16 protein-coding genes and 2 riboswitches are annotated in these 22914 nt (G+C 56.1%); of the genes, 7 read left to right on the forward strand and 9 right to left on the reverse strand.

Annotated features, from left to right (window positions below; translation table 11 throughout):
* Window positions 1–151: 151 nt before the first annotated feature.
* Together WMW72_RS33840 and WMW72_RS33845 are read right to left on the reverse strand one after the other, a co-directional pair.
* A complete protein-coding gene (locus tag WMW72_RS33840; RefSeq protein WP_341420000.1) occupies window positions 152–1714 on the reverse strand; it encodes a response regulator in 1563 nt (520 codons plus the stop codon).
* Window positions 1711–3477 carry a sensor histidine kinase gene (locus WMW72_RS33845; protein WP_341420001.1) on the reverse strand — a complete coding sequence of 589 codons (1767 nt, stop codon included), beginning with the start codon at window positions 3475–3477 and terminating at the stop codon, window positions 1711–1713. Before WMW72_RS33845 ends, WMW72_RS33840 begins: the two co-directional genes overlap by 4 nt.
* 366 nt (window positions 3478–3843) lie before the next feature.
* Between WMW72_RS33845 and WMW72_RS33850 the strand changes: the two genes are divergently transcribed.
* The 3 genes from WMW72_RS33850 (at window position 3844) to WMW72_RS33860 (ending at window position 7270) form a co-directional block, all read left to right on the forward strand.
* A complete protein-coding gene (locus WMW72_RS33850; protein WP_341420002.1) occupies window positions 3844–4950 on the forward strand; it encodes an alanine racemase in 1107 nt (368 codons plus the stop codon).
* Between the two features lie 190 nt (window positions 4951–5140).
* The gene (locus WMW72_RS33855; RefSeq protein ID WP_341420003.1) at window positions 5141–6748 is read left to right on the forward strand and encodes an N-acyl-D-amino-acid deacylase family protein; all 1608 of its coding nucleotides are present in this window, start codon (window positions 5141–5143) and stop codon (window positions 6746–6748) included.
* A gap of 54 nt (window positions 6749–6802) precedes the next feature.
* The gene (locus WMW72_RS33860) at window positions 6803–7270 is read left to right on the forward strand and encodes a RidA family protein (protein WP_341420004.1); all 468 of its coding nucleotides are present in this window, start codon (window positions 6803–6805) and stop codon (window positions 7268–7270) included.
* A 170-nt stretch (window positions 7271–7440) separates the two neighbouring features.
* Here WMW72_RS33860 and WMW72_RS33865 read toward each other — a convergent pair whose 3' ends face one another.
* On the reverse strand, window positions 7441–8292 hold the full coding sequence (locus WMW72_RS33865; RefSeq protein ID WP_341420005.1) for a phosphotransferase family protein: 852 nt from the start codon (window positions 8290–8292) through the stop codon (window positions 7441–7443).
* A 152-nt stretch (window positions 8293–8444) separates the two neighbouring features.
* Between WMW72_RS33865 and WMW72_RS33870 the strand changes: the two genes are divergently transcribed.
* On the forward strand, window positions 8445–9305 hold the full coding sequence (locus tag WMW72_RS33870) for a polysaccharide deacetylase family protein (RefSeq protein ID WP_341420006.1): 861 nt from the start codon (window positions 8445–8447) through the stop codon (window positions 9303–9305).
* On the opposite strand, the gene WMW72_RS33875 is transcribed toward WMW72_RS33870, so the two are convergent.
* Both WMW72_RS33875 and WMW72_RS33880 read right to left on the reverse strand, forming a co-directional pair.
* Window positions 9290–10129, reverse strand: coding sequence for a DUF2935 domain-containing protein (locus tag WMW72_RS33875; protein WP_341420007.1), 840 nt, complete (start codon window positions 10127–10129; stop codon window positions 9290–9292). The genes WMW72_RS33870 and WMW72_RS33875 overlap by 16 nt on opposite strands.
* A 221-nt stretch (window positions 10130–10350) precedes the next feature.
* Window positions 10351–11379: an LLM class flavin-dependent oxidoreductase gene (locus tag WMW72_RS33880; protein ID WP_341420008.1), complete on the reverse strand. Its 1029-nt coding sequence runs from the start codon at window positions 11377–11379 to the stop codon at window positions 10351–10353.
* Window positions 11380–11608: 229 nt separating this feature from the next.
* On the opposite strand from WMW72_RS33880, the gene nfsA reads away from it, so the two are divergent.
* Window positions 11609–12343: an oxygen-insensitive NADPH nitroreductase gene (gene nfsA / locus WMW72_RS33885; RefSeq protein WP_341420016.1), complete on the forward strand. Its 735-nt coding sequence runs from the start codon at window positions 11609–11611 to the stop codon at window positions 12341–12343.
* Between the two features lie 136 nt (window positions 12344–12479).
* A complete protein-coding gene (locus tag WMW72_RS33890) occupies window positions 12480–13463 on the forward strand; it encodes a D-alanyl-D-alanine carboxypeptidase family protein (protein WP_341420009.1) in 984 nt (327 codons plus the stop codon).
* An 88-nt stretch (window positions 13464–13551) separates the two neighbouring features.
* Here the strand turns inward: WMW72_RS33890 and WMW72_RS33895 are convergent, their stop codons facing one another.
* The 4 genes from WMW72_RS33895 to WMW72_RS33910 all read right to left on the reverse strand — a co-directional run bounded on the left by WMW72_RS33895 (window position 13552) and on the right by WMW72_RS33910 (window position 21988).
* Entirely contained in the window at window positions 13552–14019 is a 468-nt protein-coding gene (locus WMW72_RS33895) for an MEKHLA domain-containing protein (protein WP_341420010.1), read from the reverse strand.
* A gap of 177 nt (window positions 14020–14196) precedes the next feature.
* Window positions 14197–14991 carry a transglutaminase-like domain-containing protein gene (locus WMW72_RS33900; protein ID WP_341420011.1) on the reverse strand — a complete coding sequence of 265 codons (795 nt, stop codon included), beginning with the start codon at window positions 14989–14991 and terminating at the stop codon, window positions 14197–14199.
* A gap of 13 nt (window positions 14992–15004) precedes the next feature.
* A riboswitch (cyclic di-GMP riboswitch) is annotated at window positions 15005–15092 on the reverse strand.
* A 32-nt stretch (window positions 15093–15124) separates the two neighbouring features.
* Window positions 15125–15211, reverse strand: a riboswitch (cyclic di-GMP riboswitch).
* Window positions 15212–15297: 86 nt separating this feature from the next.
* Window positions 15298–16014: a class D sortase gene (locus tag WMW72_RS33905; RefSeq protein ID WP_341420012.1), complete on the reverse strand. Its 717-nt coding sequence runs from the start codon at window positions 16012–16014 to the stop codon at window positions 15298–15300.
* Between the two features lie 70 nt (window positions 16015–16084).
* Window positions 16085–21988 (reverse strand): SdrD B-like domain-containing protein, encoded by a 5904-nt coding sequence (locus WMW72_RS33910; protein WP_341420013.1) that lies wholly within the window; start codon window positions 21986–21988, stop codon window positions 16085–16087.
* 262 nt (window positions 21989–22250) lie between these two features.
* Between WMW72_RS33910 and WMW72_RS33915 the strand changes: the two genes are divergently transcribed.
* Window positions 22251–22760 (forward strand): GNAT family N-acetyltransferase, encoded by a 510-nt coding sequence (locus WMW72_RS33915; RefSeq protein ID WP_341420014.1) that lies wholly within the window; start codon window positions 22251–22253, stop codon window positions 22758–22760.
* Window positions 22761–22914 lie beyond the last annotated feature (154 nt).

Here is a 22914-nt window from a genome sequence, read left to right on the forward strand (position 1 = left end):
CCTCCTCCAAGTTGAATCGTATCACAACCATCCAGACGTTGATAATACGCTTATTTGCCCTGTTTATATCTCAATTTGCGAAGCTGCAGCCTCAGCTTACAGGAATCCGGGGCGTTTTCCAACGGGACAGAATTCAGCCTTGGGGTTGAAATTATTCAGTCATGTTAGACTGCCGGTACTCCGACGGAGTCAATCCGGTATGACGTTTGAACTGCTGGCTAAAATATTTGAAATCCTCGTAACCGACCATTCCCGCCACTTCACTGACCTTAAGCTGGGTGGTCTGGAGGATGCTGGCCGCCTTGCGGATACGCTCCTGGGTCACGAACTCGATGTAGCTCTGCCCGGTTTCCTTCTTGAACACCTCGCTGAAATGGTTCGGATTGAGGTGCACGAAGCGGGCGACTTCCTGCAGCGATAGATTGTGGTCCAGACGCTCCCTTATATAAGCTACGGCCCGCTGGACGTAGGAATAGCGGGAATCGCTCATCGTCTCATGGAAGGTTGTCATGAGCGCCGCCAGCAGCTTGAACAGTTCATCCTCCGGCCGAGGGTCCGAGTCAAGCGCATACACCGTCGCTGGAGGCTGGCCTCCTGCCTGTCCGCTTCCCTTGGCACGCTCCAGCCAGCGGTGTCCGGCAATGACGACGGACTGCAGGAATGCGAGCAGCGAAGCAGGCGTAGCCGCCTCATCCTCCATCTGTTCCCGCACGATCTGGTTGGTAAAGTGGCGCAGCTGCGTCGGGTTATTGCTCATCAGGATCGCAGCCAGCTCGCTTTCTTCCTTCTGGGAGCAGACCGTCCGTCCGCCGCTGCGGCGTCTCGTGTCCTCAGCATCGAACAGCCCCTGCTCACCGAGCAGCAGCCGATAGGCGAATACCTCCTCCGCCTCCCGATAGGAGCGGTGCAGCTCATGCGGTGACGCGACAGCTCCGCCCAGCGCCCCGAATACGGTGCACTTGAGCGTATCGCGCAGCCGCTGGAGCGACTTCTCCAATCGGCTGCGCCAGGCAAAGCCTGATCCGCCGGGCGTGACAAGCACCAGCTTATCCGACCTCAGCAGCGACACACACGGCAGCAGCTCATCCAGCATGTTCTGGGCGGCGCCCAGCAGCAGACGGGCGAACCGTCCTTCGCCCCAGCCGGAGGCTTGCACGATCAGCACATGCAGCTTCGCCACTTCTCCTGCCCGCTCTCCGGCCAGCACCTCGGTATCCTCCATCCAGCGCAGCACAGGCTGCAGACTGGCCTCATCCTCCTGACGGCCCAGCAGCAGCTTCTCAAGCTGCTGACTGCGCAGTGCCGCACTCTGCACCTGCTCCTGGCGAAGCGCCTCCCACTTGGACATGAGGTTCTGCTTGGCTTTCATCGCCGCCTTGATAATTTCCTCCGGGCCGCTTGTCTTCAGCAGGTAATCGGTGACGCCTTCGCGAAGCGCCTGCTGGGCGTAGGCAAAATCATCATAGCCGGTCAGGATCACGATCTCCGTATCCGGCAGCATTTTCTTGATTTCCTTCGCCAGCTCGATCCCGTCCATACCCGGCATCCGGATATCCGTCAGAACGATATGCGGCTTCTCCTGGGGAATACGCTCCATCGCCTCCTCCGCCGACTCGGCAGGAGGCAGCAGCGTAAGGCCCAGCTCCTTCCAATCGATCACCGTACATAAACCAGTGCGGATAATGACTTCATCGTCAATGATCATCAGCCTCATGGGGAATCCTCCAATATCGGTATCGTAAACGAAATCCGCGTGCCCTCTCCAGCCTGGCTCTCGATGCGCAGGCCGGTGTCCAGGCCGTAATGAAGCTGCAGACGCTGATGCACATTGCGCAGCCCATAGCCCGACCGTCCCGGCTCCGGCTGGCCCAGGCTTCCTCCGAGCCCTCTACGGATTTCACGCAGCTTGTCCTCGTCCATGCCGATGCCCGTGTCCTCGACGACGAACGTCATCACCCCGCCGTGCCGCTCCCCATGCACATAGAGCTGGCCCTTGCCCTTCTTCTTCTGCAGGCCGTGCATGATGCTATTCTCGATCAAGGGCTGGAGCAGCAGCTTCAGCATCGGCAGCGCATTCAGCTCCTGGTCGACGTAGAACGCCGTATCGAACTTGTCTTGAAAGCGGATGGACATGATATACGTATAATTCTGTGCATGGGCAACCTCCTGCTGCACCGGACAAAATTCCTCGCCCTTGTTCAGGCTGAAGCGCAGAAAATCGCTGAGCGCTCCGACCATCTCCGCACTTTTCTTGTCCTTGTTCATCAGGGCGATCCAGTGAATCGACGACAAGGTGTTGTACAGGAAGTGCGGGTTGATCTGCGCCTGAAGCGCCATAATATCGGCTTCCTTCTTCTTAGCCTCATTCATCTGCACCTGCTCCTTGAGCCGCTGTATACGGTCGCTGAGCTTATTGTAGCTGTGCACCAGCAGGCCGACCTCATCCGTGCTCTTCACCGCATAGGTCGGGATCGGCTCGTCAGGATTGATGTCCTTCATCGTGCTGGCGAGCCCAGTCAGCGGACGCGTCACCCACTGAATGAACGAAAGCACAAGTGCAATGGCGAACAGCAGCGCGATCCCGATCGCATAAGCCGTGACGGTTAGGACGTACTGGTTCTGCGCCGTGTAGACCTGAGTCGGAATGACGCCGACCAGCTTCCAGTTCAAGCTCGACAGCGTGTGGTACAGCACAGTGTTATTTTCCTTTTCCCCGTCGCTATAGGGGAAGACTCCGTCCTTGCCGTCCAGCTCGCCCAGATTCGGCAGACGTGCGGACAACGGCCGGTTTAGCCATTCCGGCGATTCGCCAGACACAATATGTCCCTCCTGGTCAACGAGCAGGACGAAGCCTTTCTTCTCCCAGCCGGCAGCGTCCAGAATTTTGCGGATCTCCGCCTCGTCCAGACTGATCGACAGGGCGCCGACCGTCTGGAACTTGCTTGTATTGCGGATCGGACGAACGAGGGACACCACCCGCTTGAGCCCGTCGGACGTCGTCTGATTTTCATACAGCGAGGTCCACCACTTGATATTGTTGCGCATGTAATCTTCCTTGCCCGCGATCTGCTCGGACAATCCGGAATGCAGCAGCGTCGTGTTCGACAGAGGCGGGTAATCGTTCGTCGAGGTGACCGAGATGTTGGATATATATTTCTTGGAAAAAACCAGATTCGTCAAAAAACCGATATTCTGTGTGAACAGCGAAATATCCGCTTGTTCGTTATCCAGATACTGCTGGATATCCCGCTGTCCGATAATAAACACCGACATATTCTCCACGTCGCGGATCATAAAATCCAGCTTGTCCGCCACTTGGCGGAGCGTGTTCATCCCGGACTGCTTCTCTTTCTCCTCCGTCAGCGATAGCGCGATCCGGTACGACACGACTCCCGTGGCGAGCAGCGGCAGCACGACGGCGACAAGCAGCAGAAGGGACAGCTTGCGCTTCAATGATTTATCAAGCCAGCGTCTCATGGAACGCCTCCCTGGGTCGTAGATATGGGTGGGACGAATATAGGCTTTAATGAAGCCGGACTTTCTTTACTCTCAAAAACCTTTTCAGGGAATGCTCTCATAGTAGCATATTTGCCGATTTAAGATCACACTATTTTTCATTCAATCAAACTTTTTGTTTGATTTACTTTCAGAATGTGATACCATTTTCTCGTAACCCTTTTAAAATCGCAATATGCGTTTTCCCCTATAACTTGCAATAAAATGCGGTCGGCATGTAAAGAGAAGCAACTGTATAGGTTAATCCTGAGACAAGCTGCACGGGCCGAGAGACCGGTTCTGCTGCTTGGACGGGTTCAAGATTTGGAGCGGAAGGAAGTAGGAAGCATGAGTCAATTTCTCCCCACCCCCAGCGTAGTGATCGATACCGCTGTGATGGAAAGCAACATTGCGTCTATGGCCGAGACCATCCGCAAGACGGGAGTCCGGCTGCGCCCCCACGCCAAAACTCACAAAATGCCTTGGATTGCTCTGCGGCAGATTGAGGCTGGCGCCGTGGGCATTACGGTAGCCAAAGTATCCGAGGCTGAGGTGATGGCTGCGCATGGCGTCCCGGATATCTTCATCGCCTATCCGCTGGTCACGCCTGATAAAATCGCGCGTGCGCTGGAGCTTGCTTCCCGGATCCGGCTCATCGTCGGCGTGGACAGCCGGGAGGGCGCACTGCGTCTGGCCGAAGCTGCCACCTCGGCAGGCCGAACGCTGGAAGTCCGGCTAGAAATCGATACCGGCCTGCGGCGTACAGGCGTCCTCTACGAGGAAGCGCTGGAGCTCGGCCGCTTCATCGGCAGCCTATCCGGCTTGCAGCTCACAGGCATCTATACATTCCGCGGCGCGCTGATGAACGGTAAGGCGACGCTGGACCTGCAGGCTGCTGGAGAAGAAGAAGGACGCTTGATGGCGGAGCTCGCTCAGCGTCTGCGTGACGCGGGTCTCGCCATCGATGATGTCAGTGTAGGCTCCACACCGACGGCCGCTTACGCTGCTACGGTGCCTGGCGTGACCGAGGTACGGCCCGGCACCTATGTATTCCAGGACCGAATGCAGGCCCGGCTCGGTGTCTGCGCGCTGACAGACTGTGCAGGAGCCGTACGCGTTACCGTCGTCAGCCGGCCTACCGCCGATCTGGTCGTCGTGGACGGCGGCAGTAAAACCTTCGCTACCGACGTGCAGCCGAATACCGATCCGCTGCAGCTGCGCGGCTTCGGCCATGTCATAGAGCTGCCGGACGCGGTGCTCGAGCGGCTATCCGAGGAGCACGGCATGCTGCGGCTCGGTCCCGAGGCGCAAGCCTCGACGCTTGCCGTAGGCGATGTGCTTCATATTATACCCAATCATATATGCAGCACGGTGAATTTGCATAATCAGGTGTACTTCCTGCGGAATGGGAAGTATGAAGCCGAGACCGTGCTCGGCCGTGGCAAGCTGGAGTAGCCTTTGACTTCACCGGGACAACGGGCTACCTGCCAGTTGTCCGGCATCGGTCCCGTGTTATCAGCGCTCCGTTGAACCCGGGGCTGCGTTGACGCAATTCTACCGCTTCCCCCGCACGGGAAGGCGTTACTAGAGCATCACTTACCGAATCTGCACCGACACACTAGATTGCCTCGGGAGGGCTATTCAGATGCTGGATCTCATTATTCAAAACGGCCGCGTTGTGGACGGAACCGGAAATCCTTGGTTTTTCGGCGATGTAGGTGTCAAGGACGGGCGGATCGCCGCCGTAGGTCGCATCGATCAAGAAGCGGCTAAAATCGTCAATGTGCATGGCAAAGTCATCGCACCCGGATTTATCGACGGCCACTGCCACTCTGACCTGATGATCTTCGATCATCCGCATAGCGAGATCAAGCTGCGCCAGGGCGTCACGACCGAGGTCGTGGGCAACTGCGGGCTCGCTCCGGCCCCTTATGTGAAGGACCGCGCCGAGATGCTCAAGAGCTACGTGCAGCCGGTTCTCGGCCGTACAGAGTGGGAATGGCCTTGGGAGACCGTCGAGCAGTATATGGAGAAGCTCGCAGCCAGCGGACCTTCCGAAAACCTGGCCACCTATGTGGCGCATGGCGCCCTCCGCATCTCCGTGATGGGCTTCGAGAACCGTCCGGCGACCCCAGCTGAGCGGGAGAAGATGAAGCAGATCCTGGACGAAGGCATGCGCGCTGGGGCCATCGGCTTGTCGATCGGCCTGCTGTATGCGCCGGGCAGCTATACAGCCCGCGATGAGATCGCCGATCTCTGCTCTGTGCTGCCCAAGTACAACGGCCTGCTCTCCACCCACATCCGGGGCGAGGGCAATAACCTCATTCCTTCGGTCAAGGAAGTGATCTGGATCGCCGAGCAAGCCGGCATTTCGCTGCACATCAGCCATCTGAAGGCTGCGGGGAAAGCGAACTGGGGCAAGGTGTTGGAAGCGATCGAGCTGATCGAGGATGCGCGTGCCCGCGGCATGGATGTCACCTGCGACGTTTATCCGTATCACGCTGGGTCCACCACCCTAACCACGGTTCTTCCTCCGTGGACGCTGGAGGGCGGTATCGAGGGGACGCTTGCTCTATTCCGGGACCCGTCCCAGCGCAAGCGGATCAAGGAAGAGCTCGGCCAGGAGCAAACAACCTGGGACAACCTCGTCTGCTCCACCGGCTGGCAGAGCGTCATTGTCGCGGCGATGCATACCGAGACCAATCGTCACCTGGAAGGCCGCTCGATCGCCGAGATCGCCGAGCTGCGCGGACAGCATCCTGTGGATTGCATGATGGACCTGCTGCTTGAGGAGGACGGCCGCATCTCGATCGTCTACTTCCACATGTCTGATGAGGATGTCCGGCAAGTCGTCGGCTACGAGAAGTCGCTGATCGCCTCAGACAGCCTGACCTGCGAGACCGGTAAGCCTCACCCGCGGCTGTACGGTACGTTCCCGCGCGTCTTCGCCCGCTATGTGCGCGAGCAGCGCGTACTCTCGCTGGAGCAAGCCGTCCGCAAGGTCACGTCCTTCCCGGTCCAGCGCTTCAAGCTGGGCAAGCGGGGACTGCTCGTTCCCGGCTATATCGCAGACATTACCGTCTTTGACCCGAATACGATCGAGGACAAGGCGACCTTCGAGGAGCCGCGCCAATATCCGGAAGGCATCTCCCACGTCTGGGTCGCGGGGAAAGAAACGCTCAGCGACACTGCGCATACTCATGCTCGTGAGGGCAGTCTGATCCGCGCCACAACCTGCTGCCATCACCACTAAGCGTAGGTCTGCATCACCCACAACTACATTTCATTTATCGGAGGTTATATTACAATGGCTATCATCGAAAAACGTCTGGAAGAACTCGGAATCGTCCTTCCCCCATCCCCGGAGCCGCGTTTCACTTATATTCCGGCTAACCGTACAGGCAATCTGCTTTATCTGTCCGGCCAGGATGCGCGCGATGCTAATGGCGTGCTAATCTATGAAGGCAAGGTCGGCAGCGACCTGACCATCGAGCAAGGTCAAGAAGCGGCTCGTCAGGTTATCATCAACTGCCTGGCTGTACTGAAGGGCTACCTCGGTGACCTGGACCGCGTCGTCAAAATTGTCAAGCTGCTCGGCTTCGTGAACAGCGCTCCTGGCTTCGGCGATCAGCCGTATGTTATGAACGGCGCATCCAACCTGCTGGTGGATGTATTCGGAGAAAACGGGCGTCACGCGCGCTCCGCTATCGGAACAAGCGATCTGCCGTTCCATACGCCAGTCGAGATCGAGATTATCGTCGAGATCCGCGATTAGTAGGAAAGTTGTTATCGACAGACAAAAGACCCTCTTCGCCAGCCTATGCTGAGCGAGAGGGTCTTCGTATGTCGTTTGTTTATTGTTCGTATGTCGTTTGTTTATTGTTCGTCTATCGTTCGTCCCGTGTCCAATCGTGTCCCGAATCGAAAATGCGGCCTGCCGGCCGATCAAGCCAGACCTGCGCGAACACGCTCCAGCAGCCTGGACTGCTCCTCCTGGTCTACATTCTCGACCAGCCGGGCGGCCGCCACGACAGGAAGCCAATCCCGGATTTCCTCCTCGGTGACCCCAGTTCCCCTTGTATATGCCTCTTTGTAGGCTGCGGCCATGTCTTCCCGGAACTGCTCGATCCAGGGAACCAGCTCAGCTGGTATACCGGGCGGAAGGGAAGCGTCCTGCAGCACCATCCAGGTGCGTGCCGCGTCACAGGCAGGATGTCCGGATACCGAGGTCATCCAGTCCAGGATGATAGGTCCGCGCAGCGAGATGATCACATTATCCGAGTGCAGATCCCCGTGGCACAGACGATCACCTGCCGGCAGTGATGCCAGCCGCTCCAGCACCCGCTGCCTCCAGGCAGCCTCTAGCAACGGGGTGTGGCGAATATACCGCTCCAGCATCTCCTTCTGCCGCGGAAGGGACAGAGCTGTCGAGGCCTGAGAGGAAGCCGATTCCTCTGCAGCAGCCGTTACCCTATGCACCAGCTCATGAAGTGAAGCCAGCAATGACCCGGCGGCACCAGGGTTCCATAGCCGGGAAGCTACCGCCTCCGTCAGCGTCGGACCGTTAATGCGTTCATAGATAATGCCGCTCCGTCCAGACACCTCTTCACGCCCATAGGTCCGAGGGACAGGCAATCCCTGCCCTTCTATCCATTGACTGATCTCCCATTCCCCATCACGCATATGCTCCATGGAGGGGAAGAACAGCTTGATAACACGCTCTGTGCTGCCCGCCTCCTCCTGCAGCCATTCGAATACTTCCGCCGTCTTGCCTTTCCCGATTCGTTGTCCAATCATCGTGGCGTCTCCTCTGCCTTTTTAATTCCTTTTTATATTTTTCCATATTCTAACATGACGCAGAGCAAGATGAATAGACTTGGCTTGAAATCATCCCGTGGAATCGGTATAACTGACTATAGGCGCCAACCTGGCGCAAAGGAGACCTTACCATGACCCGACCGCTCATCTTCAGCCTGCTTGTCGGCTTGATCCTCGCAAGCACTTTACAGCTATGGCCTTCCCATGCTCAGGAGACGTATCGCGATCAGATCGCGGTGCTGATGTATCACCACGTATCGGACGAAGCGGAAAGCGCGGCTACCGTCAGCACGGATCTGTTCCGCAGGCAGCTATCGTATTTGAAAGCCAAAGGCTATCATTTCATCACGATGGGAGATTTGATTCATTATTACGAGGGAGCCAGCGTGCCGGACAAAGCGGTGCTCGTGACATTCGACGACGGCTACCGCAGCTTCTACACCGACGCCTTCCCGATTCTGAAGGAATTGGATATCCCTGCGGTTAACTTCGCCATCACCAACGATCTGAACGATCCGGACCGCCCGGACATTCCGGCACTCAAGCCGGAGCAGATCGGCGAGATGCTCGCCTACCGTCCCGGCATGTTCAACGTGCAGTGTCATACCAACGCGCTTCACTATAAAGTCGGGCACGAAAGTGCCCTGACCGGCCGCCTGCCGACTGCAGCCGGCACATTGGAGAACGACGAGGAATACGCAGCCCGCATCCGTCAGGACAGCAATTCCTGCGCGAACAAGCTGCAGGAGCTGTATCACGATCCCAAGGCCGCGCAAACCTATGCTTATCCCTATGGCATCTATGACGCCACCGCGCAGGCTTATATCCAGGAAGCCGGGTTCCGCTACGCGTTCACCATCGTTAGCGGCATCGCTACACGGAACAGCGATCCGATGGCCATCCCGCGCATTAACGCCGGCCATCCCGGTATCGAGCCCGAATATCTGGACAAGTCGATTCAGCTTCGTACCCAGCGTCACACGTCCCCGTAGGGAGGAAGGCGCCGGAGCGAGCAAGTGGCAGCCGCCTGGGCCAGCGACGGGTCATACCTGCTTAGCTTGCGGACGAAATAGCAGGTTTCCGGCACATGATGCTGGAGGAAGCGGAGCGTGGTGCGGTTCATCACTTCCGTAGCCTTATATAAATCGATCACCCGCAGTACGAAGGCATTCATCTCCAGGGTCGCATGCCCTACATCGGCGGCAAGCTTCCTCTGGCGGGGAATGCCTGGCGGCGCAAAGCGCAGATACCCGCGGATATGGTGATTTTGCAGAATAAAGCCCCGGAACTGCTCGATAAATTGATCAGTCTTGAACATGATCCCCACCTCGATAGGGTCCAGCACATTGCGCAACAGGACCACATGGCCTAGCTGATCCTCCAGCCACAGATCGAGCAGCGACCACAGCGGCAGCGGCGCCGGGTCCTCGCCTTTGCCGTAGGCGGACAACAGACGCAAATATTCTTCGTTTTCATTCAACGTCCCGTTGAAATAAGTCGGGGAGAGGGAAATCATCAGCTCGTTCTCCACCCGTCTGCGCTGGACGTCGCCTTCAAACCGAAAATAACCGTAAGCAACTGGCCAAGCCTGCCTCGCAAATGCTGTCATCTGCTCGTCCCTGACTCCAGCTGAGGGGTCAAGCCGTCCCAGCTCCCCGATCAGAGCAGCAAAGGCCTGCACATACCGCTCGGCCTCCCCGACGAACCAAGCCTGACCCGCCGGGAGATGATCCCTGACGAATACGGCGTGATCCTGCAGCACCTCCAGCCAGAACAAATGCTCCTCCCACACCGAAATCTCTGCACTTCCCTTCAAACTTCCTCCTCCTTATGCCAATGTCCGGCTTACGTACACCGGCCCGCTGTCCCTACATGTATATGTACCGAATACAAGAGGTAGACGGCCGAGGTGCGAGGCGCTTACCATAACAAATAAGCCTTCCAGCCTCATGCTTGCAAAGGCATGGAAGGCTTATTTGAATTGTGACAAACGGCTAGCGCGCTGGAACTGCCATGCCTCCCCAGCAATAGCCCCGACTAAGCCAGCTCGAAAGTCTGGGCCAGCAGCTCGTACGAGCGAAGCCTAGCTGCCGGGTCTGCCCCAAAGGTGACCACGATCAGTTCCTCCACGCCATAATCACCGGCGAAATTCAGCATCTGCTCGCGGATCGACACCGGTCCGCCGACCAGCATCCGGCTGCGGTTTACCTGAATACGCATCCGGTCCCACTCCGTATACGGATAAGCCAGCGCTTCCTCATACGTAGGGAAAGGCCGCTGAAATTGCCCCTGTTCCAGCAGCAGAAGCGCCAATTCCACCGGAAGAGCGAGCCTTTCGGCTTCCTCATCCGTATCGGCACAGATCGCAATCACGCAGACATTCGCACGCGGTTCACTGCCGAGCGGTCCGGGACGGTAGCTGTCGAAGTAGCCCTTCACCGCTTCATGACCGCCATCTCCATTGATGAAGTGGGCGAACGAGAAGGCCGCACCCAGCTCCGAGGCCCGCTCGGCGCTGAAGGAGCTGGAGCCGAGCAGCCAGATATCCGGCTTCGTCTCCACGAACGGAGCGGCTCTTACGCCCTCGAACCGGTGTCCGGGCTCCAGGCTGTCCGCCAGGAACCCACCCAGATCGCGCAGCACATCGGGAAGCTGCTCATCGCTAGGCTTGGTCCGCCCGTAGCGCAGCGCCTGCGAGGCGATCGGCATCCCGCCCGGCGCCCGGCCGATACCGAGATCGATACGGCCAGGGTACAGCGCCTCGAGCACGCGGAAATTCTCTGCAATCTTGAATGGACTGTAATGCGGCAGCAGCACTCCGGCAGAGCCGATGCGGATGCGGGACGTATGTGCGCCCAGCGCTCCCAGCAGCACCTCAGGCGACGAGCCGGCGAGGCGAGGCGTATCATGATGCTCCGACACCCAGAAGCGCGAATAGCCCCAGCGCTCACCCAGCTTGGCCAGCTCAATCGTGCGGCGGAACGCATCGGTCGGTGTATCGCCGGGCATCAATGCGGATTGGTCCAGGATGCCTAGCTTCAGCTTGTGGTTGTTCAGTGTCCTCATTCCCTTCTCGCGTTACTTGGCATTGACCTCATTATACTCCTGGCGGACGTTGACGCCCAGTGAACCGTCCTCAGCCTTCCGCAGTCCGGGTAAAAAAACGGCGCATCGCTGACAGAGACCCCTCTCCTACGAGTGTCTGCCAGATAAAATTCCGTGTAATTGACTCGGGAATAGAAACTCAGTTACTATTAAGAAAATAGCCACTACTTACTGGAGGTTAGATATGTCTATGAACGCCGTCATTGAATTGCTTCAACGTCACCGCTCTATCCGCAAGTTCCAGCCGGTCCCGCTCACTCCAGAGCAGATCCAGGCCATCGTTGGCTCCGCTCAGATGGCCTCTACCTCCAGCAACGTCCAGGCCTACAGCTTGATCGCCATCAGCGATGAGGCTACCAAGCGCGAATTGGCCAGACTGGCCGGCAATCAGGCTTATGTCGCGGATAGCGGTTTGTTCATCGTGTTCTGCGCCGACCTTCACCGGATAGAGGAAGCCTCCAAGCGTCATCAAGACACTTTCCATACCAACACCGAGAGCTTTCTCGTCGCTACCATCGATGCCGCGCTGGCCGCGCAAAATGCTGCCGTTGCCGCCGAATCGCTCGGTCTCGGCATCTGCTATATTGGAGCCATCCGCAATAATCCGGAAGAGGTGAGCCAGCTCCTGAAGCTCCCGCAGCTCGTCTACCCGGTCTTCGGCATGTGCATCGGCACGCCGGACCAGGAGCCTTCCTACCGCCCTCGTCTGCCTCAGGCCGGCATTCTTCACTGGAATGCGTATGAGGAAACAACGATGCAGCAAGGCATCGATGAATATGATCGTACTATCCACCAATATTACCTCGAGCGTACCCAAGGACAAACGGTAACGACCTGGTCGCGTGGAATTGCCGATAAGTATCAGAAGCCGGTCCGGGCCCATGTGAAAACCTTTCTGGAAGCCCGCGGCTTTAAACTGGAATAATCTTATATCAGCGAGCAAGGGAACAGGCCGCCTATCTCGTATAAAAGGTTTCTGAACCAAACTTGGAACTTTAGGAAGCTGGGGAGCGTCTATTAGGGTGCAGTTATATTTTCTATAGCAGAAAGGAACAAACTTCATGTGGAATTCATACAAAGCCCCGCTGAGCCTTGCCGTGCTCGCCTGCGCGTTGGTCTTGGCAACCGCCTGCACCTCCAAGACCCCCGTGGACTCTGCAGCGCCCCCTGCATCTCAGAGTGAGACACCAAGCAGCAATACAGACTCTGGCCAGAAGCAGGCAGATTCAAATACCAAGACAACGGATTCTCCTCCTCAGCAGCCTGCTTCCGGAGGGGGAACCGTTAATCTCGGAGCTACTAATACGTCCAAGCCTTCTGCGAACTCCGGCGGAACAGCAGACCCGGGTAAAAAATCTGGGGACTCTGCAGCCAAGCCAGGCGATACAACCCGCAAGCCCGCTTCAGAAGGCGCAGACAAGCCCAAAGACGGATCGGTTCAAGTCATCGCCAAGCCTGCAGATATCGCGGTGATCGTCAATAAATCCAACAAGCTGCCAGATAACTATAAGCCTGATGATCTCGTTGATCCCGATGTGCCCTTTACGTTCAAGGAAAAAATAGAAAAGCGCAAGATGCGCAAAGAAGCGGCGGCAGCACTGGAGAAGCTTTTCAAGGCTGCCAAGGATGATAAACTCCCGCTCGCCGGGGTATCGGCTTTCCGTTCCAATGCGACTCAAACCACCTTATACAATAGCTATGTCAAGCAGCATGGTGAGCAAGAAGCCAATAAGTTCAGTGCCAAGCCCGGTCAAAGCGAGCATGAAACCGGACTTGCCATCGATGTGGCCGGCGCGAACGGCAAATGTCCGGCGCAAGACTGCTTCGGTGCAACGAAGGAAGCCAAGTGGCTGGCTGAGCATGCCCACGAATACGGGTTCATCATCCGTTACCTCAAGGGCAAAGAAGACATTACCGGTTACCAGTATGAGCCCTGGCATCTGCGTTATGTCGGCGTAGACCTGGCCAAGGACATCGTCAAGCAAGGCGTGACGCTGGAGGAGTATTTCAGTAAGGGCGTCCCGGTCAGCAAGCCGAAAAGCTAAGCAAGATCTCTTCTGAGAGAAAAAGCGCATGATCCAGCGACCGTGAGGAAGCTGGACCGTGCGCTTTTTTTGTATGACGGTAACGTGTTTATCCGAGATCCAGATAGCGGGAGAACATGGCAGCCTGGCCGCAGCGGATGCCTGCTTCATCCAAGACGTTCCAAACCGTTGCCTCGGCGATCATAAAGCGACGACCACTGCCGGATATGCGTACGCCGGTGTAGTCGCTAACGAAGCCCTGCTCCCTCACCGCGCGCATGAACGCCTCCCGGGCATCCCGCTCCATGGGCTCTGCCGTCAGCCGGGAGGGCATCCGGATGAACGTCTGCCAGTCCATCTCCCACAACTCCAAGGCCAGCCTGCTGCCGAAGTTCAATACCGGATCTTCTTCCATGCCATGGGACAGGATGTAGAGCGGAGCCTGGAATAAGCGGTCTGCTGCGGTTCCTGCTTCTCCCTCCTCCACCAGCCTGCGGCCGGTCCAATGCCGGTAGCTGTCAATCACCCGAAGCGCGTGCTCATTCGTCGCGCCAATTCCTGTGCGGATAGGTTCCATGCTGTTAACTCCCTCCTGATTCCGCTTCTCTGAATGAAGATACTTTACTTACTTTCGCTGCTTCTACCGCCATTTCCTCCATATCTATCAGACTGTGCATCAGCCGGAAAAAAGCCCAATGCTCAACAAGAGCACTGGGCCTGGACTTTCGTTCATTATAACGAACAGCAAGAGAGGCTAATACACCTTAGCCGCCTTATACTCGGCTGCGTTTTTCACGAGCGTTTGGCTGCCGGTCCCTGCATCCACAGTCGTATCGACCGTCTGCCACTTCCCGTCCAGGTACACTTCATTCCACGCATGATATTCCTTCACATGCTCCGACGATCCCATCAGCAGCTTAGTCGGCACGCCCACGCTGCGATTCATGGCTGCGAACAAGGAAGCGTAATCGTAACAGATACCTTTGCCTGAAGTCAGCACGCTGTCAAGGTCGGGGATGTAACCGGTCTGTACATTAGCAGCGAGATTGAAATCGTAGGTGACCGTGTTCACGATATAATCGTAGATGGCCTTTACCTTTTCTTGATCGGTCTTCTTATTCTGAGTCAGCTCACGGGCTTTTTCAACCACAGCTTCCGCTTCATTATAATTGATATTTTGAATAGAGTTCAGGTACACGCCAGCTGCATCCTTCACTTGAAGGTCTACCGAATCGTTGTATACCGATTTGTAGCGGTTGTCTGTTACCCGCTCTAGAATGGAGAGTGTGTACGCCCCGTTACCCAACTGAAGCGGGAAAAACTCTTCCTTCCCTGCAGCAGCCAGGTTGTACGTGTAGTTCACTCCGTCTTTGGTGACCATCAGCTTTGTCGCTTTGGTTCCCGATTCATAGGCAATCCCAATGACACCCTGATTCAGGTTCTTCAGATCCAGCCACGAGCTCGAATCCGGCTTGGCGGCTAGTGCTGCGGCCGGCAGGTAGAGCACAAACATACATACAGCAATGAACAATGCCGTCCACTTACGCATACATATAACTCCCTTCGGTAGCTGGCTGCCATACTTCTCACGAAGGGTAGGCCCTTTAGCTTTGCGTCCCTGCCTTTCGGGCAGGTTTGCCATTTATCGGTGCTAAGCTCTATGAATACAAAAAAACAATCCATTCGGTAACTGGCTGCCGTGCTCCTAACGGAGGGTAGGCCCTTTAGCTTTGCGTCCCTATCTTTCGACAGGTTTGCCGTTTATCGTGTATTGCTTAATTTGAGAGTATCATATTTTCCGTAAAATACAAGCCCAATCTTAGTGAAAAATACCTATTTCCCCAGGCCCTTCGTATTAGCTTCGTCTAGCCTGCACAATAAGCCGGTGTGTAGGATCGACAATCGGCTCGCAGGTAATCAGTGTAAGCACACTTTCCTTGTCGCTTCTCCTCAGTACCGACGTATCCGTAGGCTTCACAATCAGCGTCTTGTATACGGTATAGGTCAGCTTGCGGTCCTTCGTCTCCACGATGATTTCATCGCCGATCTTCAGCTCGTCGAGCCGGTTGAACAGACGTCCCTTGGTACGGACCCGGTGGGCGGCGATCGCCGCATTGCCTGGCTCGCCAAGCGGCGAGGTCTCCTTCATATGAGCCGCAGCGAACTTCATGTTGTCCTGTGTAGCTCCTTCCAGCACGGGAAGCCTCAGCTTGATCTTCTCGATTGACAGCACAGCAATGGCCGTCTCGGCAGTCAGAGATGCTGTATTCGATACGGTATCCGAAGCCTCTGAGGGCTGCACGCCCGCTTCAGGCGTATGCAACTCGGAGAGATTGGTTTCATCCTCCGTCCCTTGGCTGAACAAGCCTGACAGGCGCGCATATTCCTCAACCGTCCGTCTGTCCGAATCGGCGTCTGTGTATGCAGACTTGCCACCTGCTGCCGCAAAGCTTTGCTCCGTGGACTTCAGCAGCTGTCTTTCCAGGTAATCAGCATGCCATTCCATCGCCTTGGGCAGCAGGACGACAACAATCCCCGCAACCATCAGTACATAAGCCAATCCCTTCATCATTCGGCTCCTTACGCTTTCGTTTGTTCAGAGAAAGCCAAGGCTGCCGTTGTACCGACAGCCCTGTGTTCTCCTATACCCGCTTGGAGGAGCGCCGTTTCCTCAGCGCCGCTCCCAGCATAAACAAACCAAGACCTGTCAGCTGCAGCAGCAGATGACTGTCTTCCCCGGTCTTAGGCAACGCCGCTACATCAGGCAGTTGTCCTTGACCCGCTTCTTTCCCTAAGCCGTCCAAAGGAATTTTCTCGACATCGATGTCGAAGAATACTTCTTCTTCGTTGCCGTTCTCATCCGTAACGACAATGCTGAATTCGTCCTTGCCGGTATATCCCGGCTCAGGCGTATACACCCATTTGCCATCCTCGTCGATCGTGACTTGTCCATGCCCCGGCGGTTGGCCTACCGACGGCTTGCCACCTGGCGGTACCTTGACGGCTCCACCTGTCGGCGTGCCTTCATCGGTCACGATCTCCTGGACAGGCCCCGGCTTCGCCGGAGGCTCAGGTGTCCCCGGAGTTACAGGCGTTCCAGGTGAACCAGGAGTTCCTGGATTGCCTGGTGTTTCTGGCTTACCTGGAGTCACAGGCTTATCCGGGGTGGCAGGCTTCTCCGGAGTGACAGGCGTCCCAGGGTTCACAGGACCGGAAGGTCCACCGCTGGAAGGCTCTTCGACCAGCCCGAGATCGATGGTCAGATCTTCCCATACGGTAGCATCGCCGATCGTAATCTTCTCGGTGTAGCCGCCGATCCGTTTATTGGAATCCAGATCTCGTGGCACGCCAGGCGCTTCCTCGCGGGTAGCGATGTAGCCTCCCGGAAGTATGAACTGGACGTAGTAGTCACCGCCTAGCAACTGATCGAACAGGTAATAACCTGGACGGCCAGCGCTGTCATTGGCCGTTACGGTTTGCGTGATCAACTGCTTATCCTTGTCATACAGCTTCACCGTGACGCCGTTTCTGCCCAGAGCAGCCGCTTCGTCCTGCGCTCCGTTGCCGTTCGCATCCAGCCATACGTAGTTGCCGATGGCTCCCTTCGCTACCAAGCCCAGATCGATGCTATGATCGACCCAGCCGGCCGTCTCGCCGATCGAGATTTTGCCGGTAAAGCCATCGATATCCGTCACATTCGAATCAAGGCCCTTGTCCGTACCTTGCGCTTCGCGAGTCTTCGTATAATCGGCCGGGATGACAAATTGCACATAGTAGTCCCCTGCGAGCAGATCGTCGAAGAGGTAGTAGCCCGGACGGCCCTGAGCGTCATTGGCCGTAGTCGTGACCGCCACCGGAGTGCCGGAGGTGCTGTCTTTGTACAGCCGAACTTCAACGCCGTTCACACCGCGGGAATCCCCGTCATTCTGAATGCCGTCCCGGTTGTGGTCCAGCCAGACGTAATTGCCGATTTCTCCACGAGGCACCAGACCCAGATCAATCGTAAGATCGTCCCACTTGGACGGTCCAATCACGATCGCTTCGGTGAAGCCAGAAGCATCGGTCTTATTGGAATCCTGCGCTTCGCCCGTCGCATTCGTCTTCGTCACGCTATAATCGGCGGGGATGACAAATTGCACGTAGTACGTTCCAGCCGGCAATCCCTGGAACAGGTAGTAGCCGGGCTTGCCATCCTTGTCTCGCGTTACCGTCTGTGCCAGCGACGAGCCGGTTAGAGAGTCGTACAGCTTGACGGTAATGCCGTTGATGCCCGTCTCTCCTGCATCCTGAACGCCATCCTCATTGCGGTCCAGCCATACGTAGTCTCCGATGGAGCCTCGCGGAGCCGTAATGACCGGCAACTCATGCGAGGTCGTGCCGACAGGCGTCTCGTCCGGCTTCACCGTTACCGTATTGATCAGCCTGGAGCTACTTAGATCTGCAGCCTTCACCTGATACGTATACGTGATTTCCTTGGATTCCCCGGACTTCAGCAGTGCAATTGGAGCCAGTCCCGTTACTTTGGAGTCCGTGATCACCAGATTGTGCAGATCGCGGCTTCCCGTGTTGGTAATCGTCACGATATAGTCGATCCAAGTACCAGCTTGCCACACCGACAGTGCACTGCTCTTTTTCTTGACATCGAGTCCGGCCGTCGGGATCTTCGCCTCGTCCGTCCATGGTTCAGGCGATTCATTGTAGTACACGGTCGCCTTGTTCTTCAGGTCGGTCAGATCGATATCCGCACCGGTTACCATATATTCGCCGGCGAGCCGGATCGTCTTGCCGGGCTCCAGACTTTTGACTATAACCGACGGTTTCGTACCTGAATTGTCGAGTCCGGTGATGATATCCGGCCGGCTATGGCTGTTGCCGTTAAGCGGGATATCCAGACCGTCGTAAGTTAGCTTCGTAAAAGCAAAGCCCGACTGACCGCGGTCCAGCTCATCCGTCAACCTGATATTATGCAAGATCACCGATGAGTTGTTGGTGAAGCTTATGCTGTAACGCACCTTGTTGCCTGTTACGACATAATCCTGCGTCGGAGCAGCGACTGCACTGCCTTGCTCCACACTCTCGAGCTTCTTGCTCACCGTCGCCTTCGGATACCCGGCTCCGGCTCCTCCCTCGACCAGACCGAGATCGATGGTACGGTTCTTACCTGCCACAGGCAAGGTAATCTTGTCCGTACGGTAAGGCGTATACCCGCCTACAGAAGTGCCCTTCACCACATAGTTCGAATCCTTATTCTGGACATGGGTTGGGTCTGCACCCAGCGCATTGGCAACTGTCGGCTCATAATGCGCCGGCAATACAAACTCTACATAATAATCGCCTGCATCCAGTCCCTGAAACAAATAGTATCCGGGATTACCATTCACATCATAACCTGTTTTACTCGAGCGGTAAGGGGCTGTGTCGCCAGCTCGGTACAGATTGACCGTAATGCCATTGATGCCTGCCTTCTGTCCGTTGTCGTTCGGATATTCCTCGTTCTGCGTACCGTCGCGGTCGCTATCGAACCAGACGAAGTCCCCGATCTCCCCGAGCGGCACGTTCGTCCTAGCCGGGTCGATGATAAAGCCCACCTTATTCGGCGCGGTCGGGAGCATCTTGCTGCCTTCGTCGTTACCGTTCGTTCCAACCTCCGTCGCCTGAATGGCGAAGGAATTCCAGGCAATCGCATCGGTCGGAGCGCCAACCGGAGCGTCCATTTTCCAATCCAGCACGATGTACTCGCCTGCCGCCAGTCCCGTTCCTCCATTGATATTCGTAATCTCGAAATACAAGGAGTGGATGTCGGTCAGATCATCGCTATTGAAATGCCTCTGAGAGATCCATCCCGGCTTGACCGTGCTGCCGTTATCCAATTGATCGAACCGGACCGTCTGGGTCTGGTCCACGGACTTGCTGTAGTACGTTTCGAGATTGAACGTCACCGTCTTGGCGCCGGTTTCCGTCGTCGTGTAAGAGTAGCTATGGGCACCTGAACCCAGCACCTCCGCCAAGTTCGGCCGCCACTGCGAGCCTCTCAGCTCATAATCAGACCCTGCTCCCCAATCTGTTCTTACCGCCTTATCCCCTACATGAGGAAGAATGTCCAGCACGCTAATTTTCCCCAGCTTGGTATTCCCGCTATTGCGGATGACCAGCTTGTAATCCGCCGTGCCGCCTTCATACGTCACGCTGTAATAAGGAAATTCCGTATACTGCGGCTGATCGCTCGTATCGAACGGCTGGTCGGACACGGCTGGAGCCCCTGTGAAGCTACCGTCCTGCTCGTCGATCTTGATCGGAGCCAAGTCCCCACGATTCCACTTGGTGGATTGAACGACTGTCGCCTTCTTCACCGGCACGACGGCCGATGCATGCACGAAATATTCATCCACGCCCGGTGTCGGATCGAATCCGTATGCCGTATCCTTGATCGGGTTATTATGCGTCTTCCATTCGACGAACGTGTTCGGGTCATGATGCACCTGATCGCCGTTATGCCAGAACTGCGCCGCCGGGTCGGCCGTGGTGATGTACAAATCATTGGTGTATACGGGCCCGTCCGTACTCTTAGGCGTTCCCGCCTGCACCTCGCCCTTATACTTGATCTGGAAGCTCGTGTTCGGCGCGAAGCTGGCCGGATTGGCGGCATCCCATGACCATTTTACAAGTGTTCTACCTGTGCCGTTAAAGTTAGTCGTGACGATCTCGATCTTCGGTCGATTTGTGCCGTTCGGCGCATTCACCAGATCGAAGGAGTCTGCAAGCGTTTTGTTCGCCGCTACAAAGTAATTGAACCTCTGCGGCAGCAGATCATACAGCACCGGATTCACGTAAGGTCCGGTCGCCTTGATGTCATTTTTGACCGTTAAAACGAACGGCACCGCATCCAGAGGACGATAGCTGCCCGACACAGATTTCTCCGCAATCAGCCATGGCTTCTCGTTATTGATGCGGAAGCTGGCCGATGCTGCCTTCTGAGGCTGAGACTCCTGGGTCCATGTGCCAGGCGATGTTTCCTGCAAAGCCTTGTAATCCAGATAAACGTTGTTCGTCACCGTATCCCCATGAAGGAGAGGAGTGCCGGTTCCATTCAGCGTTTCTCTTACGGTACCCGATACGACGATGCCGTCAATGCTCTTGCCTACCGGAAGCGTGTCATACTTCCACTGCAGCTTCGTCACATACTGACCGCTGCCCAGAATAAGATCCCGCGCTGCGCTCAATCCGCTGCCAGCTTGTCCGATCTTGATCGTGCTGCCTGCGGTTGCATTCCCTGTGTATTTGACCAAGGTGCCGCTACTGTTTAACTCGTACCAGAATTCTTTCCATGCCAGCGAAGGCATCTGAATCGATTCGTAATTCATTCCGGTCGGTAGCGGGTCCGTCAGAACCAGGTCGTACAGCGGGCTGTTCACCTTCGGATTGGACGAGGTCCGCTTGTTGTCCACACCGCCGATGGTAAATTGCTGCTTCTGACCTGGGAATCGGTATGCGTACTGCCGGTCTTTCTTCAATCCCGGGTCGCCGGATACAGGAGGCCCCAGCAGCGTAACGACCGAATCCGTAATCTTCGGCACTGTGCCCTGGCCGCCATCCACCGAATAGGTATCGATCGTGACCGTGTTCGTGAAGCTCTGCGGAGCAGCCGTCGTAAACGTATGGCCGTAGCCGTCCGGGTACGTGATCTTGACCTCCGCCTCGAAAGACTGCCCTTGCGGGATTAACACGTTCTCCCAGACGATTCGGTGGTTCCCCGCATCTAGGCTCACGTTCTGCGCAGAGCCCTTCGTGAAGGTGACCCAGCTCGGAGAGACCCCTACCGGCAAATTATCATAGAAAAACGGTACGTTCAGCGTGCCATGGGCCGTATTGCCGGCAAAGGTACGCTTGATGCCAACCTTATACGTAACCGGACCACCCGTGATCGGTACCGAGCTGTCGCTCAGAGACTGCGTCTTGTAAGCCTCCCACTTGTCATAGGTGGCCTCGATCACCGTGCCTCCGTCACCCCCGCCGCCCGGGTTCGTCGGCGGAGCATCCGGATCGGCATTGATCGTGACGACCGCCGGCGCGTTAGTCGTCGTTGTATGACCTTCCGAATCGGTCACTTCGACCGTCGCCGTGTTGGTCGTGCTGACCGGCTGGTTCACCCAGGTGTGATCCGCCTTCACCTTAATCGAGAACGATAACGAGCTGCCTGCCTTCAGCAGGTTCGGATTCGTCACCTCGCGGATCAGCTTCTGGCCCTGGATGATATCCCAGTCGCTGTCCTCATTCTCCAGAATCACGAACTGCGAAGGCACCATATCCGTGATCTTAATGCTCTCCACACCGACCGCCGTTGCGCTGGCGACGGCAAACTGCAGATTGTACGTGAACGTCTCACCGACCGCTACCGCCGCCTTGCTGGCGGATTTCGTGAAGGTAAACGTCGGCGCAGCCGCAAAGCCATGCAAGGCAAGCGGCTGGAGCACCATCTGCAGCAGCAGGGCCCACATCAGCAGGATGGAGACTCTGTTGATTCCTTTAGACTTTCTACGAAGCCTCATTGCCCGGTAACCTCTCTCTCCTAACGGTTCTATCATCGTTCCTGATCATAGCATCAGGTTCTGAACGAGAACTGAACAGGAGTAAAGGCCTAGGTTGGGGGACGAGGAATTACGATCCTTGTCATGGCTGTTGTTGCGGTTTACTATATCCAATGGCTTTGAAGACCGCATTGATCATGAATCAAACACATCCAGACAAGTATTTTCTTTCTGAAAAAACAACAGTATACTGAAATATATAGCAATAAGCAGGAGGAGTTTTATGATGATCCGCAAAGCCGTTACAGGAGACTTGATTGTCATACAAGACATGATTGCACAGACCGTTGAGGTTATGCATGAAGAAGGAAGCGACCAATGGAATGCTTCTTACCCCACAATTCTTCACTTTGAACAAGATATGGAGCATCAATCGCTGTATGTAAAAGAAGCGGAACAAGGTGTCATAGCTTGTATCACCATAGACCAAAAGCTCGCGCCTTCATACCTTGGTATTCCTTGGTCAGAACCGGATGCACCTGCTGCGACATTCCATCGGCTTGCCGTCAGTCCTTACGCTCGTCAAGGCGGGCTAGCTAAGGAACTGATTCACTTTGCAGAAAGTGTCGCCTTCGCTCAAGGCATCCGATGGATGCGAATCGATACCTACTCCCTGAACCACAAAGCACAGGCCCTGTTCACCCGACTTGGTTATGTGAAGAGAGGTGAACTGGTTTATCCTGATAAATCAAAACCTTTTTATTTCTATGAAAAGGAAGTAGTCGGGTTATAGATCTATTGCTCTTTATGAATAGTGAAAGGGTCTGTAAAATAGAACGTGGAACCTTTGAAATCGAGAAAAGTTGGGCATACTGACATCATAGAAAACTCGATTCGGAGGAAACCAAGATGACCGAAAAGTTTTGGACCAAAAGAGATATCCGTGC

It is taken from the genome of Paenibacillus filicis, assembly GCF_038070315.1.
Classification (GTDB): domain Bacteria; phylum Bacillota; class Bacilli; order Paenibacillales; family NBRC-103111; genus Paenibacillus_G; species Paenibacillus_G filicis.

Bases quoted from the DNA above. Each gene is read 5' to 3' on its own strand.
- WMW72_RS33870 (WP_341420006.1), top strand. From the start codon at position 8,445: ATGACCCGACCGCTCATCTTCAGCCTGCTTGTCGGCTTGATCCTCGCA.
- WMW72_RS33840 (WP_341420000.1), bottom strand. From the start codon at position 1,714: ATGAGGCTGATGATCATTGACGATGAAGTCATTATCCGCACTGGTTTA.
- WMW72_RS33855 (WP_341420003.1), top strand. From the start codon at position 5,141: ATGCTGGATCTCATTATTCAAAACGGCCGCGTTGTGGACGGAACCGGA.
- WMW72_RS33910 (WP_341420013.1), bottom strand. From the start codon at position 21,988: ATGAGGCTTCGTAGAAAGTCTAAAGGAATCAACAGAGTCTCCATCCTG.
- WMW72_RS33845 (WP_341420001.1), bottom strand. From the start codon at position 3,477: ATGAGACGCTGGCTTGATAAATCATTGAAGCGCAAGCTGTCCCTTCTG.
- WMW72_RS33905 (WP_341420012.1), bottom strand. From the start codon at position 16,014: ATGATGAAGGGATTGGCTTATGTACTGATGGTTGCGGGGATTGTTGTC.
- WMW72_RS33900 (WP_341420011.1), bottom strand. From the start codon at position 14,991: ATGCGTAAGTGGACGGCATTGTTCATTGCTGTATGTATGTTTGTGCTC.
- WMW72_RS33865 (WP_341420005.1), bottom strand. From the start codon at position 8,292: ATGATTGGACAACGAATCGGGAAAGGCAAGACGGCGGAAGTATTCGAA.
- WMW72_RS33895 (WP_341420010.1), bottom strand. From the start codon at position 14,019: ATGGAACCTATCCGCACAGGAATTGGCGCGACGAATGAGCACGCGCTT.
- WMW72_RS33880 (WP_341420008.1), bottom strand. From the start codon at position 11,379: ATGAGGACACTGAACAACCACAAGCTGAAGCTAGGCATCCTGGACCAA.
- WMW72_RS33850 (WP_341420002.1), top strand. From the start codon at position 3,844: ATGAGTCAATTTCTCCCCACCCCCAGCGTAGTGATCGATACCGCTGTG.
- WMW72_RS33915 (WP_341420014.1), top strand. From the start codon at position 22,251: ATGATGATCCGCAAAGCCGTTACAGGAGACTTGATTGTCATACAAGAC.
- WMW72_RS33860 (WP_341420004.1), top strand. From the start codon at position 6,803: ATGGCTATCATCGAAAAACGTCTGGAAGAACTCGGAATCGTCCTTCCC.
- WMW72_RS33890 (WP_341420009.1), top strand. From the start codon at position 12,480: ATGTGGAATTCATACAAAGCCCCGCTGAGCCTTGCCGTGCTCGCCTGC.
- nfsA (WP_341420016.1), top strand. From the start codon at position 11,609: ATGAACGCCGTCATTGAATTGCTTCAACGTCACCGCTCTATCCGCAAG.